Origin of the sequence: Blautia sp. KLE_1732_HM_1032 (genome assembly GCF_025147905.1) — a bacterium.
Classification (GTDB): domain Bacteria; phylum Bacillota; class Clostridia; order Lachnospirales; family Lachnospiraceae; genus Blautia_A; species Blautia_A fusiformis.
This window is the reverse complement of the sequence record NZ_CP102266.1, coordinates 3,280,684-3,295,718: the sequence shown is the minus strand read 5'-3', so window position 1 is coordinate 3,295,718 and position 15,035 is coordinate 3,280,684. Positions and strand designations below refer to the sequence as shown.

Here is a 15,035-nt window from a genome sequence, read left to right as displayed (position 1 = left end):
GATATAAATTGCGAGGAGATCACATTTATGAATACAAAGTAAAATGGAATATAAATACCGTTTTATTTTGGCAGGAAGGAGATCACAGAATGAAATATATAAAATTTCAGGATAAAAATGGAAGCTTTTCCATAGAAAATCCGGAGAATTACAGCGGTTTATATATACCTCTGGCCGGAGAAAACGGATTGAAATCCGCGATCACCCCTTCTCTGGGAGGAGACAGCAAACTGGATCAGAATCATTTTCTGCTGGAACCGGTAAGCATTGAGAATCTTCATAATAATCGAAACACCAGAAATTTCTGGTGCAAGATAAAAGGAAAAGGTTACTGGTCAGCATGCGGAGTTTCGGCAGAACAGGAATTTCAGAAATATACTGATAAACAGGATAAAAGCAGCCTGGAAGCCGGATTTATGTGGCAGAAGCTGCACAGAACTTCTGAGAAATACGGACTTCAGTCAGAGATTTTGTCTTTTGTGACAGTGAAAGGTGATGCGGAGGTCCATCTTGTAAAGATTACCAATATTGAAGAGGAAGAACAGGAGATCACACCGGTTGCTGTAATACCTGTATATGGAAGAAGTGCAGACAATCTCAGAGATCACAGGCATGTGACTTCCCTTTTGCACAGGATAAGAACAACGGAGTACGGTGTTGAAGTAAAACCGGTGCTTTCTTTTGATGAAAGAGGTCATCAGAAGAATAATACTGCATATTTTGTATATGGATCTGAAGGCGAGGGAACGGAACCGGAAAGCTTTTATCCTGATGTGGAAATGTTTATCGGAGAAGGCGGTTCTTTCCTGATTCCGGAGGTGGTCAGAGAAGAGAAAAAAGGTGTTCCGGCAGGGACAGAAATTGAAGGAAAGGAAGCTGTCGGTGGTATTCGTTTTGCATCCAGGGTTCTGAGACCACATGAAACAGCTGTATATGTTGTGACAGCGGGAATATCTGAAAAAAATCAGCTGCCGGAGGAGACTGCACGGTTTTACAGAACTGAAAAACAGGTTGCAAGAGAATTTGAACATGTAAAAAAACACTGGACAGAAAAAGTGAATGTTTCTTTTGAGACAGGTGATGAGGACAGAGATAATTATCTGAAATGGATCTGTTTCCAGCCGATATTAAGAAGAATTTACGGTTGTTCATTCCTCCCGTATCATGATTATGGAAAAGGTGGAAGAGGCTGGCGTGATCTCTGGCAGGACTGTCTGGCACTTCTGATCATGGAGCCTTCTGTTGTACGTCAGATGATCGTCGATAATTACGGTGGAGTACGCATCGATGGAACCAATGCCACGATCATCGGAAACAGACAGGGGGAATTTATCGCAGACCGCAACAACATTGCCCGCGTGTGGATGGATCATGCTTTCTGGCCATTTGTGACAACGAAGCTTTATATGGATCAGACCGGGGATATGAATGTCCTTTTTGAGAAGATTCCATATTTCAAGGATCTTCAGACAAAAAGAGGAACTGCGCATGATGAAAAATGGAGCAGTGCCTATGGAGAAAATCAGAAAACAGAATCCGGTGAGGTTTATTACGGAACGGTTCTGGAACACATTTTGCTGGAAAATCTCTGTGCTTTTTATGATGTAGGAGAGCACAACGAGATGAAACTTCACGGGGCAGACTGGAACGATGCCATGGATATGGCATGGGAAAATGGTGAGAGTGTGGCATTTACCTGTGCATATGCTGGAAATATGAAGAACATCGCAGAATATCTGAGAAAACTTCAGGAAAAGGAAATGTTTGACAGGATTGAAGTTGCGGAAGAAATGGAAATCCTGTTTACCGGAGACCGTGAGCTTTATGAAAGCCCGGAGAAAAAGCAGCAGATTCTGAGACAGTACACAGAAAAATGTGCACATGATATCAGCGGAAATACTATTGTGATCCGTCTGGACCAGCTTAGCCGGAATCTGGATGAAAAGGCAGATTGGATGATGGAAAACATCCGCAGAAGAGAATGGGTAAAAGACGGAGAAAACGGCTGGTTCAACGGATATTATGATGATCATAAACGTCCTGTGGAAAGGGCAGAAAGCAGCCAGGTACGTATGATGCTTACCAGTCAGGTATTTGCGATCATGAGTAAAACCGCACAGAAAGATCAGATTGAGTCTATCTGTAAAAGTGTGGATAAATATCTTTTTGACCGTCAGGCAGGAGGATATCGTCTGAATACCAATTTCCATGAAGAAAAATTTGATCTGGGAAGAATGTTCGGGTTTGCTTATGGAGAAAAGGAAAACGGAGCGGTATTTTCCCATATGGCTGTTATGTATGGCAATGCACTGTATAAAAACGGCTATGCAAAAGAAGGACATAAGGTTCTGGAAACGCTTCTGGACGCTGCCATGGATTTTGAGAACAGCAGGATGTATCCTGGAATTCCGGAATATTTTGATAATCAGGGAAGAGGATTGTATGCATATCTTACCGGTGCTGCAAGCTGGTATATGCTGACTATGATCACAGAGGTATTTGGCGTCAGAGGAGATCTTGGAGATCTGGTGATCGCGCCGGCACTGATGCCGGAGCAGTATAATGAGAATGGACAGGCATCTCTTACTATGGAATTTGCCGGAAGAAAGCTGGAGATCTGTATCTGCAATCCGGAGAAAAAACTTCCTTCAGAATATAAAATAAAAACAGTATGGTGTGATGAAAAGGAAATGAAAAACAAACAGAGTACCTGTGTACGTATAGATCGGGAACTGCTCGAAAAGCTTTCTGTAAAAGAAACACACAGGATCAAAGTGGAACTGATGTAACAGAAATCGGTTATACATAATTGTTAAATTACAGAAACAGAAGTATCAATAGGAAAACGGCATCCCACAGTTGTAAAAAGCTGCGGGATGTCGTTTTTGATGCTGATAAAAAATATCAGCCATAATAATAAGGATGTTTACCACATGGATTTGTAATATTTGTCACGGTACTTCTTTGGGGTAAGGCCGGTGAAGTTTTCAAAGATCTGGATAAAATGACTCTGTGAAGAGAAATTCAGATAATTGGCGATATCAACTACTGCTTTATCAGAGTATCGGAGCAGGTGAGTGGCTTTTTCGATTTTTTTCTCGCGGATGTAATCACTTATGGATACTCCAAGATTCTGTTTGAATACTCTGGACAGATAACTGGGAGAGAGTCCGGTATGTTCTGACAGATCCTGAATGGTGATACGCTCTTTAATGTGACCGTAAATATAGTCCACACATTGCATGACCGGTCTGGAAAGAATAGAGCTTTTTTTCTGGAGGATCATTTTTCCGGTAAAATCTCTGGCCATAATATGATGCAGATCTGCAATCTGGCGTACAGTGGTGCAGGAATCCATTTTCAGAATGTAAAAATCGCTGAGACGATATGCCTGTTCAGGCTCCAGTCCACCGTCAATACAGTAACGGGTGAGCATGGCAGTAGTGACAACGAAATGATACTTCAGGTTGGTCAGAGGATTTTTGGAGAGGATACCGGTTCCCTTCAGATGAAGAAAAGAGTCTTCCTCGCAGTTTTTGTTTACAGCTTCCATATCACCGGCTCTTACGGCATTGTAAAAAGAATATTCCACAGAGGGAGAGCGATGAAGAGCTTCCGGTTCTGTATCTTTCAGCTCATTAGTAATCCAGTCTTGGGAAATGGACATATTGATATCCTCCTTATATGTTGATGTTTAAGGAATGTGTTGTTTTTTTATATTATGACATGAATCTGACATTTTGTTAAGATTAATAATATAATCGCAGATAAAAAAATGGTATATTTTCATCATCAAAGGTAAAGCATCGGGGATGCTACAGAAAAAGGAGGATTTATACTATGAAAAAAAGAGCGGTATCTATGATCCTTGCAGCAGCAATGGTTTGTGGAATGATGGCAGCAAATGTAAGCTGTGTATCTGCAAAAGGATCGGATGAGGGAAAAGTGATCAATATTTATTCCTGGAATGATGAGTTCCGTCAGAGACTGGAAGCTATTTATCCGGAAGTAGAGTCCACTTCCAAAGATGGTACAGTTACAAAACTGAAAGATGGTACAGAGATCCACTGGATCGTAAATCCGAACCAGGATGGCGTATATCAGCAGAAACTGGATGAGGCACTTCTCAACCAGGCTGATGCAAGTGCAGATGATAAGGTAGACATGTTCCTTTCTGAGACAGATTATGTGTTCAAATATACAGACAAAGATGCAGATGTTGCAATGCCTCTTACTGATCTTGGCATTGATCCGGACAAGGATCTTGCAGATCAGTATGATTTCACGAAAACAACAGCTTCTGATGCGGATGGAGTACAGAGAGGCGCCACATGGCAGTGCTGCCCGGGTGTCCTTGTATATCGTCGTGACATTGCGAAAGATGTTTTCGGTACTGATGACCCGAAAGAAGTTGGCGAGAAGATGAAAGACTGGGATACAGCTAAAGAAACAGCAGCTCAGCTGAAAGAAAAAGGATATTATACATTTGCTTCTTATGCAGACACTTTTCGTTTATATGGAAACAGCATTGAGAATCCGTGGGTAGAGTCCGGTGATTCTGTGATCAAAGTAGATTCAAAGATCATGGACTGGGTAAAAGATTCCAAAGAGTGGCTGGATGCAGGTTATCTTAACAAAACTGTAAAAGGTCAGTGGAACGATGACTGGAACAAGGCAATGAGTTCTGAGTCCAAGGTATTCGCATTCCTCTTCCCGGCATGGGGTATCGACTTTACTCTGAAACCAAACTGGGATGGAGCAGAAGGTGACTGGGCTGTTACAAATCCTCCGCAGGAATACAACTGGGGTGGCTCTTACATTCAGGCTGCAACAGGAACAGATAATCCGGAACATGTCAAAGATATTATCCTGGCAATGACGGGAAATCAGGATAATCTTCTTAAGATTTCCAAAGAATACTCTGATTTTACAAATACAAAATCCGGTATGAAAGATGCAGCTACAAATGCAGATTTCGCATCTGATTTCCTTGGTGGACAGAACCCGTTTGAGTATTTTGCACCGGTTGCAGAGAATATCAAGATCGCACCGCTTTCCGCATATGACCAGGGTTGTGTAGAGCTGATCCAGAACGCTTTCAGTGATTACTTCCAGGGTAAAGTAGACTTTGACAAAGCAAAAGCCAACTTTGAGACAGCTATTCAGGAGCGTTATCCGGAGATCACAGAGATCCAGTGGCCGGAATAAATACCACATGAGGATAATTGTTGATGCTGCAGGATCTTTGGATCCTGCAGTTTGCTGGAAAGGAAGAGCATTATGAAGAAAAAGAGCGTTAATTACGGAAAATGGGGATACATATTTATTCTTCCGTTTTTTGTGATCTATTTTATCTTTTCGCTGATTCCGCTGTTTGATACAGTGAGATACAGCTTTTTTGAATATTTCCGTTCTGGAATCAAGCAGATTGGTCCTAATTTTATAGGACTTGCCAATTATGTCAGTCTTCTGCATTCTGACATGCTGAAATACGGACTGAATACACTGATCCTTTGGGTGATCGGATTTGTTCCGCAGATCGTTGTTGCACTGGTGCTTGCATGCTGGTTTACTGATGCCAGGCTGAAGCTTCATGGCAAGCAGTTTTTTAAGGTTGTAATTTATCTGCCGAACCTGATCATGGCATCAGCATTTGCACTTCTGTTTTTTACCATGTTTTCCACAAACGGACCTGTAAACTCCATTTTGTGTTCACTGGGCTGGATAAAGGAACCGATTGATTTTCTGGGCTCTGTTCTGGGAACAAGATCATTGGTAGGTTTCATGAATTTCCTGATGTGGTTCGGAAACACGACCATCATGCTGATGGCAGCAGTAATGGGAATCAGTATGGATGTTTTTGAAGCATCGGATCTGGACGGATGCAACAGCATTCAGCGTTTCTTCTATATTACGCTTCCACTGATTCGTCCGATTCTTTCCTATACTCTGATCACTTCCATCATCGGTGGCCTTCAGATGTTTGATGTACCGCAGATCCTCACAAACGGACAGGGTAATCCGGACAGAACATCCATGACACTGATTATGTTCCTGAACAGCCATCTGAAGAGCAAGAATTATGGTATGGCCGGAGCATTGTCTGTATACCTGTTTATTATCAGTGCAATCCTCTGCTTCTTTGTATATCGTATGACTAACGACAATGATCCGGACGGATCTAAGAAAGCAGCGAAAAAGAGAGCAAGAGCAGAAAGGAGAAAAACAAAATGATGAAAGATAAGACAGCCAGCAGGATCAGAAGTATCGTGGCACATGTGGTACTTATTATTCTTTCCTTTATGTGTCTCTTTTTCTTTTATGTACTGATCGTGAATGCGTCTCATTCTCATGCAGAGCTTCAGAAGGGATTTTCTGCTCTTCCTGGAAAATATTTCTGGAAAAACCTGATGAATGTTGCAAATGACGGAAGCTTTCCGATGTTCAGGGGAATTCTTAACAGTATTATCGTGTCCGGATGCAGTGCAGTATTATGTACATATTTTTCCTCACTGACAGCATATGGTCTTTATGCCTATGATTTCAAGGCAAGGAATGTAGCGTTTACATTTATCATGGCGATCCTCGTCATGCCGACACAGGTAACTGCAATGGGCTTCCTTCGTCTGATCACAAAGATGGGATTATATGATTCCCTGCTTCCGTTGATCATTCCGTCTGTTGCGTCACCGGCCGTATTCTATTTTATGTACAGCTATCTGCAGTCCTCACTGCCGATGTCGCTGGTAGAAGCAGCCAGAATTGACGGCTCCGGAGAATTCCGTACTTTCAACAGTATTGTCCTGCCAATCATGAAGCCGGCAATCGCTGTACAGGCGATTTTTACATTTGTAGGCTCCTGGAACAATTATTTCGTTCCTGCTCTGGTTATCCAGTCTAAAAGCAAGATGACTGTTCCAATCCTGATTGCAACACTTCGTGGAGCAGATTATATGAATTTTGATATGGGTAAGATTTACATGATGATCACAGTTGCCATTGTGCCGATCATTATCGTATATCTCCTTCTTTCCAAGTTTATCATCGCAGGAGTGACACTTGGAGGCGTAAAAGAATAACAAAAGGTAGCAGGTAAGATATGACAGTTAAGAAATGGAAACACAGCGGAACAAAGAAACACAGCATGTCAGACCGTGAAATACGAAACGGTCTTCTTTCGGAAAAAGTAGCAGAGGAGGGTATTGTACTGCTGAAAAATGATAAAAAAACACTCCCTCTGAATATTTCCACGAAAATAGGTTTATACGGCGCCGGTGCGGGAAAGACAGTGAAAGGCGGAACAGGTTCCGGTGATGTGAATAACAGAAGTAACATTTCTATTTATCAGGGATTGAAAGAAAACGGTATTCAGATCGTAAGCGAGAAATGGCTGGCCAATTATGAGTCAATATACGCAGAAGCACGCAGGGCATGGAAAGAAAAAATACTGGAAGAAGCAAAGTTTGTGGAAAATCCTTTTGATGCCTATGCGGAAAATCCCTTTGCAATGCCGGAAGGCCGTGCAGTCACAGCAGAAGATACTGTCGATGCCCAGACAGCAATCTATGTGGTAAGCAGGATTTCCGGTGAGGGAAAGGATAGGCGCAGGGTCGAGGGAGATTATTATCTGAGCAGACGGGAGCAGGAGGATATCCGGTTCCTTGATGCACAGAAGATTCCTATAGTACTTATCCTGAATTCCGGCGGTCCGGTAGAACTGACAGATATTCTGGAAGAAACAGAAAATATCTGTGCTGTCCTGAATATTTCCCAGCTTGGACAAAGAGGCGGACTTGCCCTCGCCAATGTCCTTCTGGGAAAGGTAACTCCAGGCGGCAAGCTGACTGCAACATGGGCCAGAAGGTATGAGGATTATCCGTGTGCAGAGGAATACAGCTATCTTAATGGCAAGCTTGAAAGAGAAGAGTACAAGGAAGGAATTTATACAGGATATCGTTATTTTGATACTTTTGGTGTAAAACCGCTGTTTCCGTTTGGATATGGACTTTCTTACACAGAAATGCAGATACGCTTCCATGGGATGAAAACATCAGGGGATGGCGTTGAAGTTGAAGCAGAGGTAACGAATACAGGAGAAACTTTTTCGGGAAAAGAGGTCGTGCAGGTCTATGTGTCTCTTCCACAGGATGAATCAGGGAAGGAATACCGTCGGCTGGCTGGCTTTGCAAAAACAAAACTTCTGAAGCCGGGGGAAAAAGAACTGCTGAAAATCGGGATCGACAGAAAGACACTGGCATATTTTTCCGAAGAGCAGCATGCCTGGATTGCTGAAAAAGGTTATTATGCTGTCTGGGTCGGAAACAGCATTGCATCGCTTACGCTGGCTGCAATGCTTGAAGTGCCGGAGAGTGTGATCCTGGATAAAACGAATATCCTTGAGAATCAGACTGATATTACTGAAGAAGTTTATGACCGCCAGAATCTTTCTGCCAGAACTCTGAAATGGAAAGAGAAGGCAGAGAATGAGAAGATTGGAAGATATATCTATTATCCTGAACCAGAGAAGAGAACAGAATGCACCTGCCAACCGGAAAATAAGATTCCTGCAAAGGATCTGCTCCCGCTGTTTTATGGGAATATTGCTGGAATCTCCAGTAATCTGGGGGCGGCAGGAATCCGTGTTCCTGGTTCTGCCGGTGAGACTACGGCTGCTCTTTATGAGCAATATGGCGTTTTCCCACTGATCATGGCCGATGGGCCGGCAGGACTGAGACTTCAGCAGAATTATGAAGTAGACAGAGAAACAGACACAGTATATGGAATCGGTGTCCTTGGATCTCTGGAAAACGGATACCTGAGAACAGATGAGATTCACGAAAACGCAGACAGATATTATCAGTTCTGTACGGCATTTCCGGTTGGAACTGCACTGGCTCAGACCTGGGATACTGCCCTTGTGGAAAAAGTTGGAATAGCGGTGGCAGAAGAAATGGAAGAATTCCACATAGATCTCTGGCTAGCACCTGGTCTTAATATTCAGAGAAACCCTCTGTGCGGCAGAAATTTTGAGTATTATTCCGAAGATCCGCTGCTTTCCGGAACCATGGCAGCAGCCATGACAAAAGGAGTGCAGAGCAGACCTGGCTGCGGTGTTACCGTTAAGCATTTTGCCTGCAACAATCAGGAAGATAATCGTATGGGCGTAGATGCACAGGTATCAGAACGTGCCCTGAGGGAAATTTACCTGCGTGGTTTTGAGATTGCAGTTAAAGAAAGCAGACCAGTGGCAATCATGTCTTCCTATAATTTACTGAATGGTGTCCATGCTGCAAACAGTGTTGATCTCTGTACAGCCATTGCCCGAAAAGAATGGGGATTTGACGGTGTGATCATGTCAGACTGGAATACAACGGTTCCGGAAGATGGAAGTATTCCGTGGAAATGCGTGACAGCAGGAAATGATATTATCATGCCTGGTAATGCAGCCGATGCAGAAAATATCCGAAAAGCTTTTGAAGACGGAAAGCTTTCGGAAGAAGTTGTCAGAATGTCTGCGGGACGTATTCTGAACCTGATACACACACTGACAGCAGAATAAAAAAAATTATATAGTAGTGAAAAACTTGCCTGAATTCAATTTTCGATTTATCATTGGATTCAGGCATATTTTTTGTAGATGTCGCGCAAGGCAACCCGTTTTAGGCGGAGAATCCTGCAGGCAGTTTTTTATATGCCGTGAAAAGGAGAATACCATGAACATAAAACGAGCAAAGCAGGAGATCAGAGATTCCATAGAAGCATATCTTTCAAAGGACGAATTCGGTGAGTACCGGATCCCGGCGATCCGACAGAGACCGATCCTTCTTATGGGCCCTCCGGGAATCGGAAAGACACAGATTATGGAACAGATAGCAAGGGAATGCGGGATTGCTCTTGTTTCCTATACCATTACCCACCACACCAGGCAGAGTGCTGTGGGACTTCCTTTTATTGTAAAAAAGAATTACGGTGAGGAAGAATTTTCTGTCACAGAATATACCATGAGTGAGATCATTTCGTCCGTTTACGATAAGATGGAAAAAACAGGCCTGAGAGAGGGAATCCTGTTTATTGATGAGATCAACTGTGTATCCGAGACACTGGCACCGATGATGCTGCAGTTCCTTCAGGGAAAAACCTTCGGAAACCAGAAGGTGCCGGAAGGCTGGGTGATCGTCACAGCAGGCAACCCGCCAGAATATAACAAATCCGTCCGGGAATTCGATGTGGTCACTCTGGACCGTATCAAGAAGATCGATGTGGAGGCAGACTTTGATGTATGGAAGGAATACGCCTATCAGCAGGGAATTCATCCGGCAGTGATTTCTTATCTGGAGCTTTGCAGAAAAAATTTCTACAGGGTGGAGAATACCGTAGACGGAAAGATCTTTGCCACAGCCAGAGGCTGGGAGGATCTTTCCCGTCTGATCCAGGTTTATGAGATCCTTGGAAAAACCGTAGACCGTGAGGTGGTCAGTCAGTACATTCAGCACAGGATGATCGCGAAGGATTTTGCAGGCTATCTGGCTCTTTATTATAAGTACAGAACGGACTATAAAGTGGAGGACATCCTGAAAGGAAAGTGGGATCCCATTACTCTGGGTAAGATCCGCACAGCCTCTCTGGACGAGCATTTGAGCATTGTAAGCCTTCTCAACGGAAAGCTCAGCGAGCTTTTTACAGAATGCTATCTTACCGATGCCTACCTCACGAAACTGTATGATTATATGGTGTACTTCAGAGAAGATCAGGACAGCCTCACAGCAAAAAATCTCATGGAAAAAGCAGAGGCGGATCTTGAAAAGGACAAAAAGAGTGAGCTTCTTACAAAACAGCAGGAGCGTATACAGAAACGTGTTGTGTCATTTTTTGAAAATGCGTCCGGATCGAAATCAACCTCGGGATCAATTGGATCGAAATCAACCGGATCAGATAAAACCAGATCAGGCTCATATCCGGCAGGAGGCAGAAGTGCTGCAGCAGAATCGAAAGATCCATCGTCAAACAGGAACTATGAGTTTGTGAAAGTCCTCTTTGAATCCGAAACCGAAGCCTACGAAAACCGAACCGACGAAATATCTCTTACTCTTCAGAACGTCTTCGACTTCATGGAAGCTGCTTTTGGGGACAGCCAGGAAATGGTGGCATTTATCACAGAACTGAATGCCAACTATTATAGTCTCTGGTTCATTCGGGAGAACGGTTCTGACCAGTATTACAGGCATAATAAAGGTCTTCTTTTTGACGACCGCCAGAAAATGCTTCTGGGCCAGATGGAGGAAGTGGAAAACATTCTCAATAATGGAATAAAATAATATGTCTTACCAATTTATTATTTACTATTGATTAAATTGGGGAATTATCGTATAATATTTACTATAAAAGTCCGGAAAATAGAGAGGGCAAATAGTCAAAATGCACAGACTGGCTGAATGGCTGCAGAGCGATCATCTGGTGCAGAACTGCATGATGACTGAGAATGGTAAATATCCACTTGTCTATATTCCGGGATTTTTATGTAAAGGAAGGCAACACAATAATAAAGGAAGGCGGCCGAAACGGACGACATGTTTACAAAGATTACAGAAGAACGAGCATTTGACGGAATATTAGCGCAGATCATAGAAAATATCCGGCGGGGAGAACTGAAGCCGGGGGACACTTTACCTGCGGAACGTGTTATGGCAGAATCACTGGGAGTTTCCAGACCTGCTGTCCGTGAAGTCCTGCGGGCACTGGAGCTGATGGGAATTGTCACAACGGTCCGCGGCGGAGCCAACTATATTACCGAGAATATGGATCAGTGGCTTTCTGCACCACTGGCCCTTCTTTTTCAGCTGAATAACAGCCATGTACAGCAGGTACAGGAACTTCGTTCTGCGCTGGAGCAGGAGGCTGCGCTTCTTGCAGCCGGGAATTGTACGGAGAAGGATGCATTAGATCTGCGTTCCATCCTGGCACAGCTGGAGAGCTCAGAGGACGAGAAAGCCCGTGCAGGTCTTGATAAGAAGCTTCATACGAAGATTGGCAGGATCGCAGGGAATCCTATGATCTATAATGTTCTGGATGCGGCAGCGCAGCTGACAGAGGAGATTATTTCCGGTACCCGAGCTTATATTATGCAGAAACATAATTCCGCTCTTGAGGTGGATGACCAGCACAGAAGACTGGTGGAAGCCATTATTTCCGGAGACCGGAACCAGGCGGAGAAGCTGATGCGCGAACATATGGAAACCATTGAGAAATATATACTGGAGATTGCGCAGCAGCAGGGGGAGAACAGCCTTGTATTTCATCGCTGATCCACCTGAAAAAATTAAATAAAATTTCAGTAAAAATCCCGTTAATCTGGTAAGACCACTATTGATTTTGGTAAGACCGCGTGCTATAATAGGGACTGTATTGGTAATACCAAAAAAGTTTGATATTATGGCAGCATCCTGAAGGCTTCATGACGAGACAGCATAAGATGAGACAGCGTAAGTTGGGACAGCATGAGACTAGACAGCGTAAGGTAAGATAGCATGAGGCAGGACAGCATAAGACGAGACAGCACAGGATGAAGGTTACTGTACCCCCTGCAGTATCATATAAAATATGTAGCAGGCCACAGCGTGGGCGGTAACCTGCCGGAAATATCAGGAGAAAGGACTTGCGATTATGGGATATGTAAAATGGAGTTATGACACACTGAACCATTTCTGCGGAGACGTTTTTAAAGCGTTTGGCTTTTCTGAGGAAGAAGGAAGCATCATTAAAGATGTTCTTCTGACTGCTGATCTGTATGGGATCGAGAGCCACGGAATGCAGAGAATGGTTCGTTACCATAAAGGAATCGAGAAGGGGACTATTCATCCCCAGGCGAAACCGGAAGTTGTTTTTGAGACACCGATTTCTGCTGTGATAGACGGACATAATGGAATGGGCCAGCTGATCAGCCATTTTGCCATGGAAAAGGCAATTGAGAAGGCAAAGACAACTGGTGTGGGAATCGTAAGTGTACGAAATTCCAACCATTTCGGTATTGCAGGATATTATGCGAACATGGCCTGCCATGAAGGCCTTCTTGGAATGGCATGTACCAACTCCGAGGCGATCATGGTACCGACTTTTGGAAGAAAGGCTATGTTGGGCTCCAACCCGATCGCAGTCGCTATGCCTGCAGACCCGTATCCGTTTTTCTTTGACTGTTCCACAACAGTTGTAACCAGAGGTAAACTGGAAATGTATAATAAGATGGGCAAGCCTCTTCCGGATGGCTGGGCACTTGACAAAAACGGTCATGCCAGCAATAATGCACCGGATGTACTTGCAAACATCGTAGCCAAGAAGGGCGGCGGAATCATGCCTCTTGGTGGAAACGAGGAAGTCAGCGGAAGCCATAAGGGATATGGCTATGGAATGCTCTGTGAGCTGTTCAGCTCTATTCTTTCCATGGGCGTTACCTCCGATAAATGCTGTACATTCCCGGATAAGACCGGTATCTGCCATGGATTTATGGCGATCAACCCGGCGGCATTCGGAGATCCGGATGCGATCCGCAAGCATTTTTCAGAATATCTTGAGGCACTTCGGGAGAGTCCGAAGGCAGACGGTCAGGACAGGATCTATACACACGGCGAGAAAGAGGTAGCTGCTGAAAAAGACAGAAAAGAGAATGGCATTCCGGTCAACGACAATACCATGGTAGAGCTTGCTGATCTCTGCAGTTATCTGAAGCTTGATTTTGGCTCTTATTTTGAAGGCTATGAGCTTCCGAAGGACAGTAAATTCTTCAATGGTAATTATTAATTCAGGTAATCCTTTTGAAATGAAATATATCATAATTATCCAAGGAGGAAAAGAAAATGGATTATGCAAAAGAGTCATTAAGACTGCACGGAGATTGGAAAGGTAAGATCGAGGTTGTTACAAGAGTGCCGGTTGAGAATAAAGACGACCTTTCTCTTGCATATACACCAGGTGTAGCTCAGCCTTGCCTTGAGATCCAGAAAGATATCAATAAATCCTACGAGCTTACAAGAAGATGGAATATGTGTCTTGTTGTAACAGACGGTTCCGCAGTTCTTGGTCTTGGTGACATCGGACCGGAAGCCGGTATGCCTGTAATGGAAGGTAAATGTGTACTGTTCAAGGCATTCGGCGATGTAGATGCATTCCCGCTTTGCATTAAGAGCCATGATGTAGACGAGATCGTAAATACTATTTACATGATCTCCGGATCCTTCGGTGGTGTTAACCTTGAGGATATCTCCGCTCCGAGATGCTTTGAGATCGAGAAAAAACTGAAAGAGAAATGTGATATTCCGATCTTCCACGATGATCAGCACGGAACTGCAGTTATCACACTTGCAGGTCTGACAAACGCTCTGAAGGTTGTCGGAAAGAAGAAAGAGGATGTTCGTATCGTTATGAACGGTGCAGGTGCAGCTGCTATCTCTATCTGCAGACTTCTTCTGAAAGCAGGCTTCAAGGATGTTACACTCTGCGATAGAAAGGGTGCCATCTATGAGGGACGTACAGAAGGAATGAACCCGGTTAAGGAAGAGATGAGCAAGCTCACAAACCTTCAGAAGAAACAGGGATCTCTTGCAGAGATGCTGGTTGGCGCGGATGTATTTATCGGTGTTTCCGCTCCTGGAGCAGTTACAACAGAGATGGTTAAGACCATGAACAAAGATGCCATCATCTTCGCATGCGCAAACCCGACACCGGAGATCTTCCCGGATGACGCAAAAGCAGGCGGAGCAAAGGTTATCTCTACAGGAAGAAGTGACTTCCCGAACCAGATCAACAACGTTCTTGCATTCCCTGGAATCTTCCGTGGTGCATTTGATGTAAGAGCAAGTGATATCAACGATGAGATGAAGATCGCAGCTTCCAAGGCTCTTGCAGATCTGATCACAGATGAGGAGCTTTCTCCGGAGTATATCATTCCGAAGGCATTCGACAAGAGAGTCGGACCGGCTGTCGCAAAAGCAGTAGCAGAGGCAGCAAAAGCAACAGGCGTAGCACGTATCTGATCTTAAGCGCCT

At 43.9% G+C, this 15,035-nt stretch carries 10 protein-coding genes; 9 read left to right on the top strand and 1 reads right to left on the bottom strand.

Translation table 11 applies throughout. The features are described from left to right. The first annotated feature begins 89 nt into the window (after positions 1-89). On the top strand, positions 90-2,789 hold the full coding sequence (locus NQ489_RS15635) for a GH36-type glycosyl hydrolase domain-containing protein (RefSeq protein WP_044961853.1): 2,700 nt from the start codon (positions 90-92) through the stop codon (positions 2,787-2,789). Positions 2,790-2,926: 137 nt separating this feature from the next. On the opposite strand, the gene NQ489_RS15630 is transcribed toward NQ489_RS15635, so the two are convergent. Then, positions 2,927-3,667 (bottom strand): AraC family transcriptional regulator, encoded by a 741-nt coding sequence (locus NQ489_RS15630; protein ID WP_021652091.1) that lies wholly within the window; start codon positions 3,665-3,667, stop codon positions 2,927-2,929. A gap of 173 nt (positions 3,668-3,840) precedes the next feature. Between NQ489_RS15630 and NQ489_RS15625 the strand changes: the two genes are divergently transcribed. From NQ489_RS15625 to NQ489_RS15590, 8 genes are all read left to right on the top strand, one after another. Beyond that, positions 3,841-5,208, top strand: a complete 1,368-nt coding sequence (locus tag NQ489_RS15625) for an ABC transporter substrate-binding protein (protein ID WP_015526173.1) — start codon at positions 3,841-3,843, stop codon at positions 5,206-5,208. 72 nt (positions 5,209-5,280) lie between these two features. Beyond that, positions 5,281-6,234 (top strand): carbohydrate ABC transporter permease, encoded by a 954-nt coding sequence (locus tag NQ489_RS15620; RefSeq protein WP_021652092.1) that lies wholly within the window; start codon positions 5,281-5,283, stop codon positions 6,232-6,234. Next, complete coding sequence (locus NQ489_RS15615) at positions 6,234-7,079, top strand: carbohydrate ABC transporter permease (RefSeq protein ID WP_044961860.1); 846 nt, start codon at positions 6,234-6,236, stop codon at positions 7,077-7,079. The genes NQ489_RS15620 and NQ489_RS15615 overlap by 1 nt, the downstream gene beginning before the upstream one ends. A 20-nt stretch (positions 7,080-7,099) precedes the next feature. After that, a complete protein-coding gene (locus NQ489_RS15610) occupies positions 7,100-9,559 on the top strand; it encodes a glycoside hydrolase family 3 protein (RefSeq protein WP_021652094.1) in 2,460 nt (819 codons plus the stop codon). 154 nt (positions 9,560-9,713) lie between these two features. Next, entirely contained in the window at positions 9,714-11,315 is a 1,602-nt protein-coding gene (locus tag NQ489_RS15605) for an ATP-binding protein (protein WP_021652095.1), read from the top strand. Positions 11,316-11,567: 252 nt separating this feature from the next. Further along, positions 11,568-12,302, top strand: coding sequence for a FadR/GntR family transcriptional regulator (locus NQ489_RS15600; RefSeq protein WP_021652097.1), 735 nt, complete (start codon positions 11,568-11,570; stop codon positions 12,300-12,302). A gap of 358 nt (positions 12,303-12,660) precedes the next feature. Next, positions 12,661-13,791, top strand: a complete 1,131-nt coding sequence (locus NQ489_RS15595) for an Ldh family oxidoreductase (protein ID WP_021652098.1) — start codon at positions 12,661-12,663, stop codon at positions 13,789-13,791. Between the two features lie 56 nt (positions 13,792-13,847). After that, positions 13,848-15,023 carry an NAD(P)-dependent malic enzyme gene (locus tag NQ489_RS15590; protein ID WP_015526165.1) on the top strand — a complete coding sequence of 392 codons (1,176 nt, stop codon included), beginning with the start codon at positions 13,848-13,850 and terminating at the stop codon, positions 15,021-15,023. Positions 15,024-15,035: the final 12 nt, after the last annotated feature.